Source organism: Bradyrhizobium sp. LLZ17, assembly GCF_041200145.1.
In the GTDB taxonomy this organism is placed as follows: Bacteria; Pseudomonadota; Alphaproteobacteria; order Rhizobiales; family Xanthobacteraceae; genus Bradyrhizobium.
In genome coordinates, this window is sequence record NZ_CP165734.1 from 5,342,596 (window position 1) to 5,364,549 (window position 21,954).

Below are 21,954 nucleotides of genomic sequence, written 5' to 3' on the forward strand. Positions count from 1 at the left end.
CCATCGCGAGATCACGCGGTAGGGGTCCCGGCCTTCGCCGGGACGACAGCTGAATGTGCGGCGAGAGCGCCGCCTCTACCCCGCGATCTCCAGCCCCGCGTTGGCGTACACCACGCCGCCGTCCACCGCGATGGTGTTGCCGACCACGTAGTCGCCCGCGCGCGAGGCGAGATAGATCGCCAGCCCCGCCATGTCCTCATCGGTTCCGATGCGCCGCGCCGGAATGCGCTTTGCGACTTCGTCCGAATGGTCGCGCGCGGCCCGGTTCATGTCGGATTTGAATGCGCCCGGCGCGATCGCGGTGACGTTGATATTGTCCTTGATCAGTTTGGTCGCCATCCGTCGCGTCAGATGGATCACGGCGGCTTTGCTGGCGGCGTAGGAATAGGTCTCGCCCGGATTGACGAAGATGCCGTCGACCGAGGCGATGTTGATGACCTTGGCGGGGCGCTCGCGCGAAGCTGCGGCGCGCAGCGGCTTCGCCAGCGCCTTGGTCAGGAAGAACAGCGACTTGACATTGAGGTCCATCACCTTGTTCCAGCCGCTCTCCGGGAATTCGTCGAACTCCGCGCCCCAGGCGGCGCCCGCATTGTTGACGAGGATGTCGAGCTTCGGCTCCAGCTTGATGATCTCGGAGGCGAGCCTGTCGCAGCCTTCCACCGTCGAGATGTCGATCGGCAGCGCGATGCACTCCCCGTCATATTGAGCTGACAGCTCTTTCGCCGTCGCCTCGCACGGCCCGACCTTCCGCGCGGTGATGTAGACCTTCGCTGCGCCGGCGCTGAGAAACCCCGCCGCGATCATCTTGCCGATGCCGCGCGACCCGCCGGTCACGAGCGCGACGCGGCCTTTGAGCGAGAACAGATCGTTGAACATGATGCCTCCCTTGGTTGGGGACGTTTTGATGCGGGCGGGAAGGGGAGTCAAGGAAGGCGCGACCACGAGACGCGATAGCCGTCCAACCAACTCGCTGTCGTCCCGGCGAAGGCCGGGACCCATAACCCCAGGGAGAACTTTGGCGAAGGCTGGTCGTTCGGGATTAGCATTAAACGCAATCGACGGATCACGCGGTATGGGTCCCGGCCTTCGCCGGGACGACGGTTAAGCCGCAGCAAACCGTCGAAAGCCGTTCCACATTGCCGTCGCCGCACCCGAAGTCAGCACGGGCAGAATTCGCGTGTCCTGGTAGTTGCCGTTGAGCGAGACGCGCGGCAGCGCGGTCATGTGGCCGGCATTCTCGGCGAACAGCATGCCGGGCCGTGTCGTCACAGCAGTCTTGAAGCCGGCCGACGCGGCCAGGGCGAATTCGCGGATCCCGGCGGAGTCGCGGTCGCCATAAGGATAGGCGAAGTGCAGCACGGGGCGCTCGAGAGCGTGCTCGATTCGCGCGCGGCTCACGGCCATCTCCTCTGCGGCAGCCTGCTCGCTCTGCCTGGCAAGATTGCAATGGCTGATGGTATGGGCGCCGATCGTCACCAGCGGATCGGCGGCAAACCGTTTCACCTCGTCCCACGACAAGCAGAGGCCGCGGCACAGCGCAGCCATGTCGACACCGTATTTGACGCAAAGCGCCTCGATCTCGCGCTTGAGATCGTGCTCGCCCGGCAGCGCGCGCAGCCAATCGTGCAGGCGGTCGAATGCCGCCTGCTTTGCACCTGGTGTGGTTGCATCGAGCCGCAGCGCGGAATTGCCGATCTGGATCTCGATCTGCTCGGTCCTGGCGATCACGGCTTCCAGCGCGGCCCACCATAGCCGTCCCGTGCCCTCCGCGAAATCGCTGGCAATATAGACGGTCGCGGGCGCGTCGAATTCGCGCAGCACCGGCAGGGCATGGTCGCGATTGTCACGATAGCCGTCGTCGAGGGTGAAGGCGGCGAAGCGGCGGTCGAACCGGCCCTGCACCAGCCGTTCGTGCAGCTCGTCCATGCCGACGATGTCGATCTCGCGCGAGCGCAGATGATTCAGCGTCGCGCGCAGGAAGTCGGGAGTGACTTCGAGGTGCCGGTTCGGCTGGAACGCGTCCTCACGGGCCGGCCGCACGCGGTGGAGCATGAAAATGGCACCGACGCCCGACAGTAGCGGGCGCAGCAGATGGTGCGCCCCGCTGAAATAAAGTGCCCCCAGGCCGGCGCGGATGACGTTGTTACGCAGTTGTTTCATGGCCGCATGGCCGCCCCCTGGCATTCCGCCCTCAACTTAGGGTGACACCCTTGAAGAAAAAGTTATTCCAATTGTCGGCGCAACATCCCCGGAGGGGGGTCATTTCCGGTTTGACAGCCCGCCAAGGGTTTGTTTTGTCTCCGGTTCCAGAGTTCGGGTCGTCGCATGCAGAAGCTTTTCAGGTGGGCCAGCAAATGGTGGCTGGGGTTGATCCCGCTGGCCCTCATGTGGGGAATTGCGGCCTGGAACAACACCTTGCCGGTCGAGGCGGACCTCTCGGCACGCAGCGCCGCCGCGCTCAAGGACACCGTTCTGGACAAGACCCGGATCGCGGTTGACGGCCGGGACGTCAGCCTGGCCGCGGATGCCTTCTCGGAGGAGGGGCGGCGGGATGCGGTCACCGCGGTCGAAAATGTTCCCGGCGTGCGTCTCGTCGACGACGCGACCGGCCTTGTCGCCGAAGCCAAGCCTTTCGTCTGGAACGCCGAACGTGACGTCGTGCGGGTGACGCTGTCCGGCTCCGCGCCGCTGCCGTCGATGAAGGGCAGGCTGACGGAGGCGGCGCGCAAGGATGTCGGTGGCGCCGAGGTCGCTGACCAGATGGGCCTGGCACGCGGCGCGCCGCCGCGCTTCGAGGCCGCCGCGATGCTCCTGCTCGAGCAGATCGGCAAGCTGAAGGACGGCAAGATCACGATCTCCGATACCAAGGTCAATCTGTCCGGCATGGCGCGCGATATCGGTGGCCGCGAGGCGATCGCGGCCGCGCTCAAAAACCTGCCCGAAGGTTTTTCGCTCGCCGCCAATGAGATCAAGGCGCCGCCCTACATCTTCCAGGCCTACAAGGACCCGGTTGCAGCGACGCTGACGCTGACCGGCTACGTACCTGACAACAACGCCCACGCCGCCATCGCGATGGCCGCGTCGCGAAAGTTCTTCAACGAGAAGGTCGTCGACAATCTCAAGGCCAGCGTCGGTGCACCCGGTGCCTTCAACAGCGCCGTGGTCGCGGCGCTTGGCGCGCTGTCGCGGCTGTCGACTGGCACGCTCGTCGTGTCCGACCGCGAGGTGAAGCTGTCGGGCGACGCGCTGTATGAAGGCGCCGCGAACGACATCCGCGCAGGCCTGGGCAAGGACTTTCCCAAGGCCTGGCAGTACAAGCCCGAGATCACGGTGAAGCCCGCAGCAGGCCCGGTCGACGGCAGCGTCTGCCAGCAATTGTTCTCGGAGCTCCTGGCCAAGGGCAGGATCCGCTTCGAGCCCAAGCGCGCCGACATCGACCCCGATTCCACCGGCATTCTCGACCATCTGATCGAGACGGCGCAGCGTTGCCCCACCACCGATATCGAGGTCGCCGGCCACACCGATTCCGATGGCGAAGATGGCTTCAACCGGGCGCTCTCCGAAAAGCGCGCGCAGGCGGTGATCGATTATCTCGTCAAGGCCGGCCTGCCCGCCAACCGCTTCACCGCGGTCGGTTATGGCAGCACCCAGCCCGTTGCCGGCAACGAGACCGACGACGGCAAGGCGCAAAACCGCCGCATTGAATTTCTGGTGAGGTGAGGATGCCCTATCTGGTCTCGTTTCATTTGGGCTGGTTGATCGGCTCGCTGCTGCTGGGCCTTGCAATGGGCTGGATTTCGGTGGTCCAGCGCGGCAACGGCACCTCGAAGGTGACCGCGCGCTGGCTGGCCGTACTCGCCGCCGGCCTGGTCGCGGCCTCCTTCGCGCATGTCGTCCCGGGCCGCTTCGGCTACTGGCTCGACCTCGGGCTGACGATGTTCGCCTGCTATCTCGTCGGCTGCACGATCGGTGCGTTGCTGCGCGACCGGGTGGTCTCGCGGAGCATGCCACCGGCCTGAGTCCGAGGACCGGCGGGCGGGCTGTCGGGCGGCCGTCCGGCCCCGTTTTGGAGCACCAGCCCACCTTCACATTTCGGCGGATCGGAAAGTCAGGGACCAACGGTCGGATCGCCCCCTCTTTCAACAGGCGGGTGCGGTCCATAGATTGACGTCAGCTTAAAACGTGACGGAACATTGTGCGGCCGAAATCATCAAAATTTCATGGCCCCTGCGCAGGATCGCCATGGAGATTCGCGTCAGCCTTGCCGCCGAAAGCGCCAAACCGTGCACCCTAAGCCCGCAAACCTGCCTAAAATATTGAAGGCACGTGTTTTTGTACATATTGGCGAATTCCACTCCGCCCGAAAACGCGCTAGTGGAGGGGCGAGGGGCATGCGCGAGGCCAGAGCCGGCGGCGAGGGTTCGTTGAGTGCCTGTGCGTCGTCCGCCTGTCCGCCGGCCGCCCTGGCCGCTGAAGCGTTGTTCGAGGTCTAGATGCTGGTAGCCATACGCAGAGCGATGTCGTTTCTGCGCCAGAAGCAAATCCTGCATAAGCTTGGAGTTGCGATCAGCGTCGCGGTCATCGGCATCGCTTGCTATGTGCTCTACCACATGCTGCGCGGCATCGACACCAACGAGGTGATCGAAGCGATCAAGAGCACCGAGCCGCGCCAGATCGCGATGGCGGCGCTGTTCGTGGCGGCGGGCTATTTTACCCTGACCTTCTACGACATGTTCGCCACGCGCGCGATCGGCCATACCCACGTGCGCTATCGCATCAATGCGCTTGCCGCCTTCACCAGCTATTCGATCGGACACAATGTCGGCGCCAGCGTCTTCACCGGCGGCGCGGTGCGCTACCGGATCTATTCGGCCCACGGCCTGAACGCGATCGACGTTGCCAAGATCTGCTTCCTCGCCGGCCTGACCTTTTGGCTCGGGAACGCCGCGGTGCTGGGCCTCGGCATCTCCTATCATCCGGAGGCGGCGGCTGCGATCGATCAGCTTCCGCCCTGGCTGAACCGGACGTTCGCGATGATGATCATCGTGGGGCTGGTCGCTTATGTGGTCTGGGTCTGGACCCAGCCGCGGGTGGTCGGACGCGGCCCCTGGACCGTGGTGCTGCCGGGCGGCCCCCTGACGCTGCTGCAGATCGCCATCGGCATCATCGATCTCGGCTTCTGCGCGCTGGCCATGTACGTACTGGTCCCCGACGAGCCCAATCTCGGCTTCGTCGTGGTCGCGGTGATCTTCGTCTCGGCGACGCTGCTCGGCTTCGCCAGCCATTCGCCCGGCGGGCTCGGCGTGTTCGACGCCGCCATGCTGGTCGGGCTTTGGCAGATGGACCGCGAGGAGCTGCTGGGCGGCATGCTGCTGTTTCGGGTCCTCTATTATCTTTCCCCCTTCGTCATATCTGTAATCTTGCTGACGTTTCGCGAAGTTATCATCGGCGCTCGATCGAAACGCCTGCAACAGGCGGCGCTCAAGCTCGATCCAGGTCCGGCGCCGAAAGCCGCCTATGTGAGAGAGCGCCGCGACAGCGGCGCCTGACCGGCGCAAGTCTCCAGGAGAAGCCCGCCCCGATGGCGATCGACGCCCCATCTTCTCCCTCCGCCCAGCCCTGGTCCGACCGGCTGCGGCACTCGACCATCATCCTGATCGCCGCGGCGCTGGCGCTGTCGGTGGTGGTCTCGCTCGGCGAATTGTCGGTGATGCGGGCGGCGACGGTGTTCCTCTGCATCGCGGCCGCGGCGCTCATTCCCTGGCGGCTGCATGATACCGCTGCCTCGCGCGAGGACACCCGCCGCGTCAATCCGGTCGAGAGCGCGGCGGTGGCCGCAGTCGTTGCCGGCATGCCGGATCCGGCGGTGCTGCTCGACCGCGCCGGCCGTGTCATCCATCTCAATGCTGCCGCCGCCCAGCTTGCGCCGGCGCTGCGCCGGAACGAACTTGCCCAGTTCGCGCTGCGCTCGCCGGAGATCATCACGGCACTGCGCGAGTCGATCGCGACCAGCGAGCCGCGGCGCACGACCTATCTCGACCATGTGCCGGTCGACCGCTGGATGGAACTGACCATCACGCCGGTGCCGGTGCCGACCACCTTCGGCGGTGCCGACAAATGCATGCTGATGACCTTCCACGACCAGACGCCGCTGCGCCGGGTCGAGGAAATGCGCGCCGATTTCGTCGCCAATGCCAGTCATGAACTGCGCACGCCGCTCGCCGCGCTCTCCGGCTTCATCGATACGCTCCAGGGTCAGGCCAAGGACGATCCCAAGGCGCGCGAGCGCTTCCTCGGTATCATGCACAACCAGGCCACCCGCATGGCGCGCCTGATCGACGACCTGCTGTCGCTGTCGCGGGTGGAACTGTCGGCCCATGTGCGGCCCGACACCCTGGTCGACCTGCTGCCGATCATCCTGCAGGTCGCCGACGGGCTCGAACCGCTCGCGCGCGAGCGCCAGGTCGATGTCGAGACCCATTTGCCGCAGGCGCCGGTGATGATCGCCGGTGACCGCGAGGAGCTTCTGCGCCTGTTCGAGAATCTGATCGAGAACGCCCTCAAATACGGCGCCTCCGGCGGCCGCATCATCGTGTCGCTGACCGCGGCACCGGCGACTGATGGAACTCAGGAAATCCGGGTCATGGTGCGCGATTTCGGCCCCGGCATCGCGCCCGAGCATCTGCCGCGGCTGACCGAGCGCTTCTACCGGGTCGACGTCGGCGACAGCCGCTCCCAGGGCGGGACGGGGCTCGGATTATCGCTGGTGAAACATATTCTTAACCGCCATCGCGGCCGGCTTTTGATCGAAAGCGTGCCCAAACAGGGCGCCACTTTCACCGCCTGTTTTCCCCAGGCCAAGCCTGCGGCTTCCGCGTGAAATCGTAACCGCTTCAGCGGGTTAAGACTGTCATCGGACTGTCACCAAACCTTCGTAAAAGCACAGCCGACCGCTCTTAAAGGGGCGGCACGGGAGCGCGATCGGGCGCGGAATGCGCTTCGCTCCCCTGTATGGAGACCAGCATGAATTTCCTCAAGACGATCGTCGTTGCCGGCATGGTCGCCGCATCGACTTCGGCCTTCGCGGCCGACATCACCGGCGCCGGTGCGACATTCCCGTTCCCGGTCTATTCCAAATGGGCCGACGCCTACAAGAAGGAGACCGGCAACGGTCTGAACTACCAGTCGATCGGTTCGGGCGGCGGCATCAAGCAGATCCAGGCCAAGACCGTGACCTTCGGCGCCACCGACGCGCCGCTCAAGCCCGAGCAGCTCGAGAAGGACGGCCTCGCGCAGTGGCCGATGGTGATGGGCGCGATCGTTCCCGTCGTCAACCTCGAGGGCGTCAAGCCCGGCGAGCTGGTGTTCGACGGCGAGACGCTTGCCAACGTCTATCTCGGCAAGATCACCAAGTGGGATGATCCGGCGATCAAGAAGCTCAATCCGAACGTGAAGCTGCCGTCCGACGCGATCACCGTGGTCCGCCGCTCCGACGGTTCGGGCACCACCTTCAACTTCACCAACTACCTCTCCAAGGCCAGCGCCGACTGGAAGAGCAAGGTCGGCGAGGGCACGGCCGTCGAGTGGCCGGTCGGCGTCGGCGCCAAGGGCAACGAAGGCGTTTCCGGCAACATCAGCCAGACCAAGAACTCGATCGGCTATGTCGAGTACGCCTATGCCAAGCAGAACAAGCTGACCTATACCGGCCTCGTCAACAAGGCCGGCAAGACGGTGCAGCCGACGGTCGAAGCCTTCCAGGCGGCCGCTTCCAACGCCGACTGGGCCAAGGCTCCGGGCTACTACGTCATCCTGACCGACCAGCCCGGCGACAAGTCCTGGCCGATCACGGCGGCGACCTTCATCCTGATGCACAAGGACGCGACCGACAAGGCGGCCTCGCAGGAAGCCATCAAGTTCTTCCGCTGGGCCTTCAAGAACGGCGACAAGGCGGCTGAGGAGCTCGACTACATCCCGATGCCCGACAGCGTCGTCCAGCTGATCGAGAAGACCTGGGCTGCCGAGATCAAGAGCTGAGTAAACTACGCGCGTGTCCCGGATGCCGTGCGGTGTCAATGCCGCTCCGCTGATCCGGGACCCACAAGAATGAGGCCCCGGATCAGCGTCGTGCTGCATCCGGGGCGCAAGAGCGACAACAAGCGTATATCATTTGGTACAGGGGATCGGCGTGGCAGAGATGGCCGTTCAGAGCGATATCGTCGACCACGCCGGACCTTACGACCGCGCCAAGGCGCTGAACGCGTTCAAGCTCGGCGATGTCACCTTCTACTGGATCACGCGGCTGAGCGCGATCTCGGTGCTTCTGATCCTCGGCGGCATCATCCTGTCGCTGATCGTCGGCGCCTTCCCGGCGATCAAGGAATACGGCTTCGCGTTCCTATGGACGCAGCGCTGGGCGCCGTCGGCCGATCCGCCCGTGCTTGGCGCGCTCGGGCCGATGTACGGCACGCTGGTCACCTCCTTCATCGCGATGCTGATCGCCATTCCCGTTGGCCTCGGCATTGCGATCTTCCTGACCGAGCTCTGCCCGCAATGGCTGCGCCGCCCGATCGGCATGGCGATCGAGCTGCTCGCCGGCATTCCCTCGATCATCTACGGCATGTGGGGTTTCTTCGTGCTGGGCCCGTTCCTGGCCAACACGTTCCAGCCGTTCATGATCAAGATCTTCGACGGCGTCCCCGTGCTCGGCGCGATCTTCGCCGGCCCGCCGTCCTATCTCAGCCTGTTCAACGCCGCGCTGATCCTCGCCATCATGGTGCTGCCCTTCATCACGTCGATCTCGGTCGACGTGTTCAAGACCGTGCCGCCGGTGCTGAAAGAGGCCGCCTACGGCGTCGGCTGCACCACCTGGGAAGTCGTCCGCAGCGTGGTGATCCCCTACACCCGGGTCGGCGTGATCGGCGGCGTCATGCTGGCGCTCGGCCGCGCGCTCGGCGAGACCATGGCGGTGACCTTCATCATCGGCAACTCGTTCCGCATCTCGCCCTCGATCTTCGCGCCGGGCACCACGATCTCGGCGGCGATCGCATCCGAATTCGCCGAGAGCGACGGCCTGCACCAGTCCGGCCTGATCCTGCTCGGCCTGCTGCTATTCGTGCTGACGTTCTTCGTGCTCGCGGCGGCGCGGCTGATGCTGATGCGGCTGGAAAAGAGGGCGGGGAACTGAAGCCATGAACCCGATCTATTCCCGCCGCCGCCGCAAGGACATCGTCATCCGCGGGCTCTGCATCGCCGCAACCGCGTTCGGCGTCACCTGGCTTGCGCTGATCCTGATCACGCTGCTCTACAATGGCCTCGCCGGACTCAATTTCCAGCTCTTCACCGAAAATACGCCGCCACCCGGATCGAACGAGGGCGGCCTGCTCAACGCCATCGTCGGCTCGCTGATCATGACCGTGATCGGCGTCGGCATCGGCGCGCCGCTCGGCATGTTCGCCGGCACCTATCTCGCCGAGTATGGCCGCAACGACCGGCTGACCTCGGTGATCCGCTTCATCAACGATATCCTGCTCTCGGCGCCCTCGATCATCATCGGCCTGTTCATCTACGGCGCAGTGGTGGTGCCGATGCGCGGCTTCTCGGCAATCGCGGGTGCGCTGGCGCTCGCCGTGATCGTGATCCCGGTGGTGCTGCGCACGACCGAGGACATGCTGCTCCTGGTGCCGAATGCGCTGCGTGAGGCAGCTTCCGCGCTCGGCCTGCCGCGTTCGCTGGTGATCAAGCGCATTGCCTATCGTTCTGCCCGTTCCGGTCTCATCACCGGCGTGCTGCTCGCCACCGCCCGTGTTGCCGGCGAAACCGCGCCGCTGCTGTTCACCGCGTTGTCGAACCAGTTCTTCAGCCTGGGCCTGAACAAGACCATGGCGAACCTGCCGGTCACCATCAACAACTTCGTGCAGAGCCCCTATGCCTACTGGAAGCAGCTGGCCTGGAGCGGCGCGCTGCTCATCACCCTGACCGTTCTTGCCCTGAATATTGGCGCGCGCATTCTTGGCGCCGAGAGGACCGCAAAATGAGTGATCTGTCCGTATCGATGAGCGCGGCCGGTGGACTGCCGCACGCGCCGGTGCTGCCCGAGGCGCCCCCCAAGGTGACCGTGCGCAACCTGAACTTCTACTATGGCGAGCACCACGCGCTGAAGAACATCAACCTGACGCTCGGCGCCAACCGCGTCACCGCGTTCATCGGCCCGTCGGGCTGCGGCAAGTCGACCCTGCTGCGCATCTTCAACCGGATGTACGATCTCTATCCGGGCCAGCGCGCCACCGGTCAGCTCATGCTCGACCAGACCAACATCCTCGACGGCAAGCTCGACCTCAATCTGCTGCGTGCCCGCGTCGGCATGGTGTTCCAGAAGCCGACGCCGTTCCCGATGACGATCTACGAGAACATCGCTTTCGGCATCCGCCTTTACGAGAAGATCTCGAAATCGGAGATGGACGACCGCGTCGAGAAGGCGCTGCGCGGCGGCGCGTTGTGGAACGAGGTCAAGGACAAGCTCAACGCCTCCGGCCTCTCGCTGTCCGGCGGCCAGCAGCAGCGCCTCTGCATCGCCCGTACGGTCGCGGTGCGACCCGAGGTGATCCTGTTCGACGAGCCCTGCTCGGCGCTCGACCCGATCTCGACCGCCAAGGTCGAGGAGCTGATCCAGGAATTAGCCGAGAGCTACACGATTGCGATCGTCACCCACAACATGCAGCAGGCGGCCCGCGTCTCCGACAAGACCGCCTTCATGTATCTCGGCGAACTGATCGAATTCGACGACACCAGCAAGATCTTCACGTCGCCGACCGATCGGCGTACGCAGGATTACATCACCGGCCGGTTCGGCTGAGGAGACGGGACATGGGTTCTGAACATACCGCAAAGGCCTTCGATACCGATCTCCAGGAGCTCACGCGCCTGGTCGCCGAAATGGGCGGGATCGCCGAGCGCATGATCGTCGATTCCGTCGACGCCCTGATCCGCCGCGACGTCGCGCTCGGCCAGCGCGTCGTCACCACCGACGCTGAGCTCGATACGCTCCAGAGACGCATCGAGGAGCGTGCGGTGCTCACGATCGCCCGCCGCCAGCCGATGGCGGTCGACCTGCGCGAGATCGTCGGCGCCATGCGCGTTGCGACCGATCTCGAGCGCATCGGCGACCTCGCCAAGAACATGGGCAAGCGCGTCGCGGCGCTGGAGACCGATTTCCATCCGCTCAAGCTGTTCCGCGGGCTCGAGCACATGACCGATCTCGTGCAGCAGCAGGTCAAGTCGGTGCTCGACGCCTATGCCGCGCACGATCTGCCGGCGGCGATGGCGGTGTGGAAGGGTGACGAGGAAGTCGACGCCATCTGCACTTCGCTGTTCCGCGAGCTCCTCACCTACATGATGGAAGATCCGCGCAACATTTCGTTTTGCATCCACCTGATGTTCTGCGCCAAGAACATCGAACGGATCGGCGATCACGCCACCAACGTCGCCGAGACCGTGTTCTACATGATCGAAGGTCAGGCCATGACCGACAAGCGGCCGAAGGGCGACATGACAACCTTCGCCACGACCCTCCCGAATATTTGAATCATCAAGGAGCGACGGCACCATGGGCGCACGCATTATGGTGGTTGAGGACGAGGAAGCTCTGACCGAGCTTCTCCGCTACAACCTCGAAGGCGACGGCTATGACGTCGAGACGGTGATGCGCGGCGACGACGCCGATACCCGTCTCAAGGAGCATCTTCCCGATCTGATAGTGCTCGACTGGATGCTGCCCGGCCTCTCCGGCATCGAACTGTGCCGTCGGCTGCGGGCGCGATCCGACACCAAGCAGTTGCCGATCATCATGCTCACCGCGCGCGGCGAGGAGAGCGAGCGGGTGCGGGGATTGGCGACCGGCGCCGACGACTACATCGTCAAGCCGTTTTCGGTGCCCGAGCTGTTGGCCCGCGTGAAGGGCCTGCTCAGGCGTGCAAGCCCCGAGCGGCTCGCCACCGTGCTCGCCTTTGGCGATATCGAGCTCGACCGTGACAAACGGCGTGTGGCGCGCTCGGGCCGGCCGATCGATCTCGGCCCGACCGAATATCGCCTGTTGGAGTTTTTCCTGGAGCATCCCGGCCGCGTGTTCTCGCGCGAGCAGCTGCTCGACAGCGTCTGGGGCCGCGACATCTATATCGACGAGCGCACCGTCGACGTCCATATCGGCCGCCTGCGCAAGCTGCTCAATCTCGGCCGCGAGCAGGACCCGATCCGCACCGTGCGCGGTGCCGGCTATGCGCTGGATGATCGCTTTGCGAAGGCGGAGCAGGCGTAGGGTTTAGTGGGTGAGTTTGAGTGCGGCTGGGGCCACAATCCCAGCCGTCGTCCCGGACAAGCGAGCTAGCGAGCGCTGATCCGGGACCCATAACCACAAAGAGTGGTTTGGCGAACACTCGGGGTGACCACTTCGCGCAATCATTGCGCCTGGTGGCTATGGGTCCCGGATCTGCGCGCGCTTGAGGCGCGCTTGTCCGGGACGACATCGAGTTTGTTGGAGCCGTCATCAATGACGGCCGCCGTCTTGAACGTCAGAACGACTTCACCGCGACGGCTTCACCGGCGCACGGCGGCGATCCGACGCCGGCTGGTAGGCGACGCGCGAGTGCTGGGCGCAATAGGGCAGGCCCGAGAGCGCCCTGCCGCCGCAGAAGAAGAAATCCGCGCTCGAGGGATCGCCGACCGGCCAGTGGCAGGTTGCCTCGTTCAATTCAAGCAGCGACAGCCGCTGGCTCATCGGCACCACGTTGTCGTAGGTGACCGGTTCGGCCTCCATCTCGACCTCGAAGGCCTGCGCCAGCGCGGTGTTGCCGCGCGCGACGGGGCGGCTCACCCGCATCATATGCTGCGCGGGACGCGCCTTGCGCGGCCGGGGAGCAGCTGAAGACGGGCTCTTGGCGCGGCCGGACAGGCCGAGCCTGTGCACCTTGCCGATCACGGCGTTGCGGGTCACGTTGCCGAGCTCTGCCGCGATCTGGCTGGCCGAAAGTCCGGCCTCCCAGAGCTTTTTCAGCTGTTCGACGCGATCGTCGGACCAGGTCAAAACCGTCATTGCACCCTTTCCTTCGCCGCGCGCCAGCCATCCTGGGGCACACAGCGAATGCTAAGCCTCGAAAAACCCGTGCCGTCAGAATCCCTTAAGGCTCGCCGGGCGCGCCTAGAACGCCCGAACGCTTACGCCGGTACATGAGGACTTAGAGATCAGAACCGCTGCACGAGATGTCGTATCTGACAAGCCAAACGCTACAATATGGCGTGACTCACGCGCAAGAGTCTGCCGACTCGCTTCCACATGTTCCGTGGGCAAAACCCGCAAATTCGGCACCGCAAGACTACGGATTCAGCCTTTCGCGAGGCTTTCCGGCGGCATTGACACCCGTGGTGCCAAGCATAAGATAGTGACACGTGCCGCCCTTAAAAGGCGGCACGTTTCGTTTTCCGGACCAATGATGCGCTGCGCAAGGCGCGTTCAGGCCGTCTGAAACATCCAAGAGACCATCATGACCAACAGCGCCGCGCCGCATTTGCTTCCCGTTTTCGCCAGGGCCGAGATCGGCTTCGAGCGCGGCGAAGGCTGCTGGCTGATCGCCACCAACGGCGACCGCTATCTCGATTTCACCTCGGGCGTGGCGGTGAATGCGCTCGGCCATGCCCATCCCGCGCTGGTGAAGGCATTGCAGGAGCAGGCCACAAAGCTCTGGCACATGTCGAACCTGTTCCAGAGCCCGGACGGCGAGAAGCTCGCGGCCCGCCTTTGCAGTGAGAGCTTTGCGGACTTCGTGTTCTTCTGCAATTCCGGCGCCGAAGCGCTGGAATGCGTGATCAAGGTCGTGCGCCGCTATCAGGCCGTGAAAGGTCACCCCGATCGCTATCGCATGATCACGTTCGAGGGCGCCTTTCACGGCCGCACGCTCGCAACGCTGGCTGCGACGGGCTCGGCAAAATATCTCGAAGGTTTCGGTCCGCCGATGGACGGTTTCGACCAGGTCGCTTTTGGCGACCTCGACGCAGTGAAGAAGGCGATCGGGCCGCAGACCGCGGGCATTCTGATCGAGCCAATTCAAGGCGAGGGTGGCGTGCGTTCGGCGCCCCCGGCGTTCTATCGCGCATTGCGCCAGCTTTGCGACGAACGCGGCCTGTTGCTGGCGTTCGACGAGGTCCAGACCGGCATGGGCCGCACCGGCGACCTGTTTGCGCATCGACGTTTCGGCATCACGCCGGACGTGATGTCGCTGGCCAAGGCGCTTGGCGGCGGCTTTCCGATCGGCGCCTGCCTTGCGACGGCGGAGGCCGCTTCCGGCATGACGCCCGGCTCGCACGGCTCGACTTTTGGCGGCAATCCGCTCGCAATCTCGGCAGCCAATGCGGTGCTGGACGTCATGCTCAAGCCCGGCTTCTTCGACCATGTGCAGAAGATGTCGCTGCTGCTCAAGCAGAAGCTCGCCTCCGTGATCGATCGCCATCCCAACGTTGTCAGCGAACTCCGCGGCGAGGGCCTTCTGATCGGCATCAAGGCCGTGATACCCTCCGCCGATCTGGTCGCCGCGCTGCGCGACGAAAAGCTGCTCACCGTCGGCGCCGGCGACAATGTCGTGCGCTTCCTGCCGCCGTTGATCGTCACCGAGGCGGAGATCGAGGACGGCGTCGCCCGGCTCGAGCGCGCCTGCACCGCGATTTCGGCAGGCCAGACCAAGCGGGCGGCAAGCTGATGAGCAAGACACCAAAGCACTTCCTCGACATCAACGAGCTGCCGTTGGCGGAGCTCGAGAGCATGCTCGCCGCCTCGTCCGCCATGAAGGCGAAGCAGAAGGCGCATCAGCCGGTCAAGCCGCTCGAAGGCAAGACGCTGGCGATGATCTTCGAACGCCCCTCGACGCGGACGCGGGTGTCGTTCGACGTCGCGATGCGCCAGCTCGGCGGCGAGCCCATCATGCTGACCGGCGCGGAAATGCAGCTCGGCCGCGGCGAGACCATCGCCGACACCGCGCGCGTGCTGTCGCGCTATGTCGATGCCATCATGATCCGCATCCTCAACCACGAGGCGCTGCTGGAGCTTGCGGCGAACGCGACCGTGCCCGTCATCAACGGCCTGACCCGGCAATCGCATCCCTGCCAGGTGATGGCCGACCTCATGACCTATCAGGAGCATCGCGGCCCCATCAAAGGCAAGACCGTGGCTTGGACCGGCGACGACAACAACGTGCTGGCGTCCTGGGCCCACGCGGCCGAGCGCTTCAAATTCCAGCTCAATGTCGCAACGCCTCCGGAGCTCGCGCCGAAGAAGGCGATGCGCGACTGGATCAAGGCCACCGGCGCGCCGATCGTGCTCGGCACCGACGCCGAAGCCGCCGTGCGCGGCGCCGATTGCGTCGTCACCGACACCTGGGTGTCGATGGGCGACAAGGAAGGCCAGCATCGCCACAACGTGCTCAAGCCTTACCAGGTCAATGCGAAGCTGATGTCGCTGGCCAAGCCCGACGCGCTGTTCATGCACTGCCTGCCCGCGCATCGCGGCGAGGAGGTCACCGACGAGGTGATCGACGGTCCGCAATCGGTCGTGTTCGACGAGGCCGAGAACCGCCTGCACGCGCAGAAGGGCATCCTGGCCTGGTGCTTCGACGCGGTGAAGTAACGCGGGCCGCGGTGAAGTAGGTTTGGATCGTCGTCCTGGCGAAAGCCAGGACCCATTACCACCGGCTTTCGTCTGACGAAGATCGGCAATTGCCATCCCATGCCGCAACTCCTGCCTGGGGTAATGGGTCCTGGCTTTCGCCAGGACGGCACTGAGTTTGCCGTGCTTGCGTGCGATCCAATCGTTGTCCGGAACACCGCGCTCCACGCCCCCCTTCCATTTCCCTCCTCCGACCCCAGATAAAGCGCCATGGTTTCCCAATCCCCTGACATGAATACCGGGCTCGAGGGCCCGGTTCGCGCGCCATCCGCGGTTCCGATCGATGACGCAGTGCTGCCTTACGAGGTTGACGCGCTCGATGTGCGCGGGCGGCTGGTGCGGCTTGGTCCGGCACTCGACGAGATCCTGACCCGGCACGATTATCCCGCGCCGGTCGGCAAGCTGCTGGGCGAGGCCATCGTGCTGACGACGCTGCTCGGCTCGGCGCTGAAATTCGAGGGCCGTTTCATCCTCCAGGCCCAGACCGACGGTCCGGTGTCGTTCCTGGTGGTGGACTACAACGCGCCGGATCGCTTGCGCGCCTATGCCCGCTATGACGCCTCGCGCCTTACCGGGGCAAAGGATTCCGGCGCCTTGCTCGGCCACGGCCATCTCGCCATGACCATCGACCAGGGGCCAGACATGAGCCGCTATCAGGGCCTCGTCGCGCTCGACGGCGGCAGCCTGGAAGACGCCGCCCACGAATATTTCCTGCGCTCCGAGCAGATCCCGACGCGCGTCCGCCTCGCGGTCGGCGAGGAGTGGCGCTCGAACGACGGCGGCAAGCATCGCTGGCGCGCCGGTGGCATGCTGATGCAGTTTTTGCCGAAGGCGCCGGAGCGCGCGCGGCAGGCCGACCTGCATCCCGGCGATGCGCCCGAAGGCATCGAAGTGCACAGCGTCGCCGAGGACGATGCCTGGGTCGAGGCGCGCTCGCTGATCGAGACCGTCGAGGACGTCGAGCTGATCGATCCGGATCTCTCCGGTGAGCGGCTGCTCTATCGCCTCTTCCATGAGCGCGGCGTCCGCGTGTTCAAGCCGCTGAGCCTGAAAGCGCAATGCTCCTGCTCGCGTGATGCGGTCGCCTCGATGCTGAAGAGCTTCTCGCCCGACGATCGCGCCGCGATGGTTAAGGACGATAAGGTCGTGGTGACCTGCGAGTTCTGTAGCTCGGTGTATGAATTCACACCGCATGATGCGGGCGTGGAAGACGCGTAAGGCGTCATTCTCCGTCATTGCGAGGCACGCATTCGGTGTCATCGTCCGACTTGATCGGGCGATCCAGTACTCCGAAACGTCAGTGATCGAGCCGATAGGCCGCGGCGTGCTGGATTCCCCGCCTTCGCGGGGAATGACAGGTAGGCTAGTTCAACACCCTCTTGTTGTCCGGGCTGTCCAGCGAGAACGTCGGCACGTCGATCTCGAAACGCTCGCCGCTTTCGCTGACCATCTGGTAGCGGCCGGTCATGAAGCCGGAGGCGGTCGTGAGCGGGACGCCGGAGGTGTATTCGAAGCTCTCACCGGGCGCCAGGGTGGGCTGTTCGCCGATCACGCCTTCACCCTTGACCTCCTGCTGCCGGCCGGAGGCGTCGGTGATGATCCAGTGCCGCCGCTTGAGCTGCACGGTCTCGTTGCCGGCATTGGTGATCACGATGGTGTAGGACCAGAAATAGCGCGAGAGCTCGGCCGACGACTCCTCCGGAACAAAGTTCGGCTCGACGGTGACTTCGATCTGGCGGGTCATGGCGCGGTACATGGCTGCCATCATAACGAAATCCTGGCCGGGAACCAAACGCCGCAACCGCCTTTCGCGACATCGTGCCGCCAGAATTGGCAGGGAAGTACACGCCCAGGGAATTGCACCTTATGTGATCCGGCCGCTTTGCGAGGCGGCGACTGGACCTGTACACTCCTCCCACGTCGCGATTTGCAGAAGGGTTTTGGGCCCCCGATGACCATTGCCGATCAAGTGACGGGATCGACGATCGCGGGAACCGCGGGTGCCAAGCCCGTGGAAGCGAGAGCCGTGGAAGCCAAGCTGCGCGCCGGCGCGCCGGCCATCACGCTGCCCGTCATCGGCGAGCGCGAGCTGCGGCTCGATCTGTTCCGTGGGCTGGCGCTGTGGCTGATCTTCATCGACCATTTGCCGACCAACCTGCTCACCTGGTTCACGATCCGCAATTACGGATTCAGCGACGCCACAGAAATCTTCATCTTCATCTCCGGCTACACCGCCGCCTTCGTCTACGGCCGCGCGATGCTGGAGTCCGGCGTCGTCATCGCCACTGCGCGCATCCTGCGCCGGGTCTGGCAGATCTATGTCGCCCACGTCTTCCTGTTCACGATCTTCCTCGCCGAAATCTCCTACGTCGCGACCAGCTTCGAGAACCCGCTCTACACTGAAGAGATGGGCATCATGGATTTTCTCAAGCAGCCCGACGTCACGATCGTGCAGGCGCTGCTGTTGCGCTTCCGCCCCGTCAACATGGACGTGCTGCCGCTCTACATCGTGCTGATGCTGGCGCTGCCTTTGATCCTGTGGTCGATGAAATGGAAGCCCGACCTCACGCTCGGCTTCTCGGTCCTGCTCTACGCGCTGACCTGGCAATACGACCTTTATTTCTCGGCCTATCCGAACGGCTTCTGGGCGTTCAATCCGCTGGCCTGGCAATTGCTGTTCGTGTTCGGGGCATGGTGCGCGCTTGGGGGTGCGCGCCGCATGTCTCGCATTCTGGTGTCCCCGGTGACGATGTGGATCTCGATCGCCTATCTGGTCGCGGCGTTCTACGTCACGCTGACCTGGTACGTGCCGCAGCTCTCGCAGTTCATGCCGAAGCGGCTCGAGCAGTGGATGTATCCGATCGACAAGACCGACCTTGACGTGCTGCGCTTCACGCATTTCCTGGCGCTGGCCGCGCTCACCGTGCGCTTCCTGCCGCGGGACTGGCCGGGCCTGAAATCACCGTGGCTGCGCCCGCTGATCGTGTGCGGCCAGCATTCTCTCGAGATCTTCTGCCTCGGCGTCTTCCTCGCCTTTGCCGGCCACTTCATCCTGGCCGAGGTCTCCGGGGCGCCAGCCATGCACGCGCTGATTAGTCTCTCCGGAATCCTGATCATGTGGGCGATGGCGTGGGTCATTTCGTGGTACAAGCGCGTGGCCGACAAGAGCGGGTCGAAAACCAAAAGCGCCGTCGGCAGCGCCGATATGGCCGGAGGGGGCTGATGAAGGCGAAGGTTCTCCTGAGCCTGATGCTGGTATGCGGGTGCCTCGCCGCGCCCCCGGCGCGCGCGAACGATGCTGCGCCAGCCGCCGAGCCTGCCGTGCCCGCAGCCTGCGAATTGCCGTCCTATCTGCTCACCAGCGAAAGCCGGCTTCCCAAGGTGGCCGAGGCCATCAAGGCCGGCAAACCGCTCGAAATTCTCGTGATCGGCAGTCGCTCAACGACGATTCCATCGTCGGAGAGCAGCTCGTATCCGGCGCGCATGGAGATGATTCTCAAGGAGAAGCTGCCGCCATCGGAAGCCGTGCACGTCTCCGTAGAAATACAGAGCAAGAGAACCGCGGAGGAGGCCGCGACCACCTTTGTTAAGCTGATGGAAGCAAAAGCACCTACTTTGGTCATCTGGCAGACCGGGACGGTAGATGCTATCCGATCCATTGATCCCGAGGATTTTCGCAGCGCGGTGACCGACGGGGTTACTGCGTTGCAAAATGCGGGGGCTGACGTCGTGTTGATGAATTTGCAGTACAGCCCGCGTACCGAAACCATGATCTCGGCGCCGCCCTATCTCGACAATTTGCGGGTGGTGGCGCAGGAGCATGATGTGCCGCTGTTCGACCGTTTCGCGATCATGCGGCAGTGGAATGATCAGGGCCAGTTCGACCTGTTCAGCCCGTCCCGCGGGCCTGAACTGGCGAAGCAGGTCCATGATTGCCTTGGCCGGGCGTTGGCGCAGTTCGTGATCGACGCTGCCCATCTGGAGCCGGCCCAGCAGCAAAATTGAGGTCTAGCGTTAATGAGTTCTCTCCGCCCTTTTTGCCTGACGACATGGCTGGCTGCAGCCGCAGCGGCGGCGCTGCTGTTGCTGGCGCCGGTCTCGCTGGCACCAGCTCACGCACAAGCCGCGCAAGCAACGCCGGCCCCGGCACAGACGGCTGATTCCGCTCCTGCATCATCAGCCCAGACCACGGCCGCTGCGGCCAGCCAGCCGCCTGCCGAGCAGCGCGGCCTCACCTCGCGCGCCATCGATAAAGTGAAGCAGGTCGCGAAATCCGCTGGCGACATCTTCAGCCGCGTACCCTGTCTGGCGCCGAAGGGCGCAGCGAAGGCGATGGGCTCGCTGCCGCATGTCGCGAACAAGCTCGTCGCCGGAAAGCCGGTCGTGATCGTCGCGTTCGGCTCGTCGTCGACCGCAGGTTACGGCGCGAGCTCACCGGACTTCAACTATCCGAACCGTCTCGCCGCGCAGCTGCGCCGGCAGTATCCGACCGCCGACATCTCCGTCATCAATGCCGGCGTCGGCGGCGAGGACGCGCCCGAGATGATGAAGCGCCTCCAGAAGGAGGTGATCGACGTACATCCGGATCTCGTGATCTGGCAGGTCGGCACCAATGCCGTGCTGCGCAACCTCGATCCCGGCGATACCGCCAAGATGGTCGGGGACGGCATCTCCCGCATCCAGGCCGGCGGCGGCACCGACGTGGTGCTGGTCGATCCGCAATATTCGCCGCAGGTGACGCAGCGCGCGGAGAGCGCCGGAAAAATGGTGAAGCTGCTCGGTAAGGTCGCCGAGCTCCGCCACGTCGGCATCTTCCCGCGTTTCGAAGTGATGCGCGACTGGCACGAGAAGCAGGCGATTCCGGTCGAGAGCTTCGTGATCTCCGACGGCTTGCACATGAACGATTGGGGCTACGCCTGCTTCGCCCAGCTGCTCGGCGACGACATCATCCACTCGGTCGGCCAGATCAAGCTCGGCGTAAACGTGCCGGCGGATGTGCGGACCTACCGGCCGATGTAGGTGCCGTAGCAACCATTAGGTTGGCGTCCGATTTCCGCGAGCATGACGCCGCGCTTGCGGCCGTCAAGGCGTGGCCTGGCAGCAGCGGATGTGAGGAGAGATTTGAGCGACGGCCAGCCTTGACGACCGCGGCGCGCGGCGTCGTTGTGGCGGCAGGTCGGGACGAAGAAACGGTCGCCTGATCGAACAAAGAAACGCGGTCAGACGGCGGGCAGCTTGGCGAGTTGAGGCGCCTCGGCGACCCAGGGAGTTCCGCGGGCGACGACGGCGTTGATCGTGACCAGCAATTTCCTGGCGCAGGCGATGAGCGCGCATTTGTGGCATTTGCCGGCGGCGATCAGACGGCTGTACAAAGCCTTGAGCTGCGGATTCCAGCGGAAGGATGCCGCAAGAGCCGCGTTGTAGAGCGCCCGGCGCAGGCGTTCGCGGCCACCTTCGATGTGACGGGCACCGGCGCGATTGCCGCTGTCGTCGTCGTAAGGTGCCAGCCCGCCGAGAGCTGCGGCAGGCCCGCGCGTGATGTTGCCAATCTCAGGCATCCGGATCAGGACGGCAATCGCGGTCGGCAGGCCGCAGCCGCCGACGCTGTGGATCAGATCGAGCCGTGCGGCAAGATCAGGGTGCTTGCGGATCGCCGCCAGCAGCGCCTTGAGCTCGGCTCGTTTGGACTTGGCCAGGAGCGCGATCTGCGCCTTCCAAACCCCTTGAATCCGCTTGTCGCGGCAACTCTCGAGCCGGTTCTTGAGCCTTGCGATGTCTTCCGTGATCTGGTCGATCATCGTCAGATGCTCGGCAAGGGGCTGCAGCCGCGGATCCGGAGCGGGATGGATGGTCTTGATCGCAGCAGTGCACATCGCGATCAGCGCCGCGTCGATCTTGTCGTTCTTGGCCAGCAGCTGATGGAACGTGGCAAAAGCACGGACCTGCTTCGGCTGAAACAAGACGACGACGAACCGCTTGCGCCGCAGCTCGGCGACGACCGCCTGCTCGTAGCCTCCACTGGCCTCGATCCCAACCCTCTTGACCTTGATGCGCTTCAGCCACTCTACCAAAGCCTGGTGGCCTTCCATCGTGTTGTCGACCCGCAACTGTTCCGAGCTGCCGTCGACCGCCACGTCGAGCTTATGTTTGCCGGTATCGATCCCGGCACAGATCATGATACGCTTGGCCATCTTCCTCGACCCTCCCTTGTTATGCGAACCTGAAGTTCGTTCAACCATGCGGGTCCCGAT

Annotated in this window: 21 protein-coding genes; 16 read left to right on the forward strand and 5 right to left on the reverse strand. The window is 64.5% G+C overall.

The genetic code is table 11. The features are described from left to right. Window positions 1-75: 75 nt before the first annotated feature. Window positions 76-876 (reverse strand): SDR family oxidoreductase, encoded by an 801-nt coding sequence (locus AB8Z38_RS25655; RefSeq protein ID WP_369720532.1) that lies wholly within the window; start codon window positions 874-876, stop codon window positions 76-78. 225 nt (window positions 877-1,101) lie between these two features. Further along, window positions 1,102-2,160, reverse strand: a complete 1,059-nt coding sequence (locus AB8Z38_RS25660) for a polysaccharide deacetylase family protein (RefSeq protein ID WP_369720533.1) — start codon at window positions 2,158-2,160, stop codon at window positions 1,102-1,104. A gap of 165 nt (window positions 2,161-2,325) precedes the next feature. Between AB8Z38_RS25660 and AB8Z38_RS25665 the strand changes: the two genes are divergently transcribed. The 10 genes from AB8Z38_RS25665 to phoB all read left to right on the forward strand — a co-directional run bounded on the left by AB8Z38_RS25665 (window position 2,326) and on the right by phoB (window position 12,310). Further along, the gene (locus AB8Z38_RS25665; protein WP_369720534.1) at window positions 2,326-3,720 is read left to right on the forward strand and encodes an OmpA family protein; all 1,395 of its coding nucleotides are present in this window, start codon (window positions 2,326-2,328) and stop codon (window positions 3,718-3,720) included. 2 nt (window positions 3,721-3,722) lie between these two features. Beyond that, window positions 3,723-4,019, forward strand: coding sequence for a hypothetical protein (locus AB8Z38_RS25670; protein WP_369720535.1), 297 nt, complete (start codon window positions 3,723-3,725; stop codon window positions 4,017-4,019). Between the two features lie 474 nt (window positions 4,020-4,493). Then, entirely contained in the window at window positions 4,494-5,549 is a 1,056-nt protein-coding gene (locus tag AB8Z38_RS25675; RefSeq protein WP_369720536.1) for a UPF0104 family protein, read from the forward strand. A gap of 32 nt (window positions 5,550-5,581) precedes the next feature. Continuing rightward, complete coding sequence (locus AB8Z38_RS25680; RefSeq protein WP_369720537.1) at window positions 5,582-6,880, forward strand: ATP-binding protein; 1,299 nt, start codon at window positions 5,582-5,584, stop codon at window positions 6,878-6,880. Between the two features lie 143 nt (window positions 6,881-7,023). Beyond that, window positions 7,024-8,034 carry a phosphate ABC transporter substrate-binding protein PstS gene (pstS, locus tag AB8Z38_RS25685; RefSeq protein WP_369720538.1) on the forward strand — a complete coding sequence of 337 codons (1,011 nt, stop codon included), beginning with the start codon at window positions 7,024-7,026 and terminating at the stop codon, window positions 8,032-8,034. Between the two features lie 160 nt (window positions 8,035-8,194). Beyond that, window positions 8,195-9,184, forward strand: a complete 990-nt coding sequence (pstC, locus tag AB8Z38_RS25690; protein ID WP_369726607.1) for a phosphate ABC transporter permease subunit PstC — start codon at window positions 8,195-8,197, stop codon at window positions 9,182-9,184. A gap of 4 nt (window positions 9,185-9,188) precedes the next feature. Then, on the forward strand, window positions 9,189-10,034 hold the full coding sequence (gene pstA / locus AB8Z38_RS25695) for a phosphate ABC transporter permease PstA (RefSeq protein ID WP_369720539.1): 846 nt from the start codon (window positions 9,189-9,191) through the stop codon (window positions 10,032-10,034). After that, window positions 10,031-10,852 carry a phosphate ABC transporter ATP-binding protein PstB gene (gene pstB, locus AB8Z38_RS25700; protein WP_369720540.1) on the forward strand — a complete coding sequence of 274 codons (822 nt, stop codon included), beginning with the start codon at window positions 10,031-10,033 and terminating at the stop codon, window positions 10,850-10,852. Before pstA ends, pstB begins: the two co-directional genes overlap by 4 nt. Before the next feature lie 11 nt (window positions 10,853-10,863). Beyond that, complete coding sequence (gene phoU / locus AB8Z38_RS25705) at window positions 10,864-11,580, forward strand: phosphate signaling complex protein PhoU (protein WP_369720541.1); 717 nt, start codon at window positions 10,864-10,866, stop codon at window positions 11,578-11,580. A 22-nt stretch (window positions 11,581-11,602) separates the two neighbouring features. Next, entirely contained in the window at window positions 11,603-12,310 is a 708-nt protein-coding gene (phoB, locus tag AB8Z38_RS25710) for a phosphate regulon transcriptional regulator PhoB (RefSeq protein WP_369720542.1), read from the forward strand. Between the two features lie 264 nt (window positions 12,311-12,574). On the opposite strand, the gene AB8Z38_RS25715 is transcribed toward phoB, so the two are convergent. Next, a complete protein-coding gene (locus tag AB8Z38_RS25715; protein ID WP_369720543.1) occupies window positions 12,575-13,084 on the reverse strand; it encodes a GcrA family cell cycle regulator in 510 nt (169 codons plus the stop codon). A gap of 448 nt (window positions 13,085-13,532) precedes the next feature. On the opposite strand from AB8Z38_RS25715, the gene AB8Z38_RS25720 reads away from it, so the two are divergent. From AB8Z38_RS25720 to AB8Z38_RS25730, 3 genes are all read left to right on the forward strand, one after another. Next, the gene (locus tag AB8Z38_RS25720; protein WP_369720544.1) at window positions 13,533-14,741 is read left to right on the forward strand and encodes an aspartate aminotransferase family protein; all 1,209 of its coding nucleotides are present in this window, start codon (window positions 13,533-13,535) and stop codon (window positions 14,739-14,741) included. Continuing rightward, window positions 14,741-15,664 carry an ornithine carbamoyltransferase gene (gene argF, locus AB8Z38_RS25725; protein ID WP_369720545.1) on the forward strand — a complete coding sequence of 308 codons (924 nt, stop codon included), beginning with the start codon at window positions 14,741-14,743 and terminating at the stop codon, window positions 15,662-15,664. The genes AB8Z38_RS25720 and argF overlap by 1 nt, the downstream gene beginning before the upstream one ends. Window positions 15,665-15,913: 249 nt before the next feature. Further along, a complete protein-coding gene (locus AB8Z38_RS25730; RefSeq protein WP_369720546.1) occupies window positions 15,914-16,921 on the forward strand; it encodes an Hsp33 family molecular chaperone in 1,008 nt (335 codons plus the stop codon). A 145-nt stretch (window positions 16,922-17,066) separates the two neighbouring features. Here AB8Z38_RS25730 and apaG read toward each other — a convergent pair whose 3' ends face one another. Beyond that, window positions 17,067-17,459, reverse strand: a complete 393-nt coding sequence (gene apaG / locus AB8Z38_RS25735) for a Co2+/Mg2+ efflux protein ApaG (protein WP_369726608.1) — start codon at window positions 17,457-17,459, stop codon at window positions 17,067-17,069. Between the two features lie 195 nt (window positions 17,460-17,654). On the opposite strand from apaG, the gene AB8Z38_RS25740 reads away from it, so the two are divergent. Genes AB8Z38_RS25740 through AB8Z38_RS25750 form a run of 3 tightly spaced genes read left to right on the forward strand, consistent with a single transcriptional unit; the run spans window position 17,655 to window position 20,722 of the window. Continuing rightward, on the forward strand, window positions 17,655-18,926 hold the full coding sequence (locus AB8Z38_RS25740; RefSeq protein WP_369720547.1) for an OpgC domain-containing protein: 1,272 nt from the start codon (window positions 17,655-17,657) through the stop codon (window positions 18,924-18,926). Further along, entirely contained in the window at window positions 18,926-19,708 is a 783-nt protein-coding gene (locus AB8Z38_RS25745) for an SGNH/GDSL hydrolase family protein (protein ID WP_369720548.1), read from the forward strand. Before AB8Z38_RS25740 ends, AB8Z38_RS25745 begins: the two co-directional genes overlap by 1 nt. A gap of 12 nt (window positions 19,709-19,720) precedes the next feature. Beyond that, complete coding sequence (locus tag AB8Z38_RS25750) at window positions 19,721-20,722, forward strand: SGNH/GDSL hydrolase family protein (protein WP_369720549.1); 1,002 nt, start codon at window positions 19,721-19,723, stop codon at window positions 20,720-20,722. Window positions 20,723-20,922: 200 nt separating this feature from the next. On the opposite strand, the gene AB8Z38_RS25755 is transcribed toward AB8Z38_RS25750, so the two are convergent. Further along, entirely contained in the window at window positions 20,923-21,894 is a 972-nt protein-coding gene (locus AB8Z38_RS25755; RefSeq protein WP_369720550.1) for an IS110 family transposase, read from the reverse strand. Window positions 21,895-21,954: the final 60 nt, after the last annotated feature.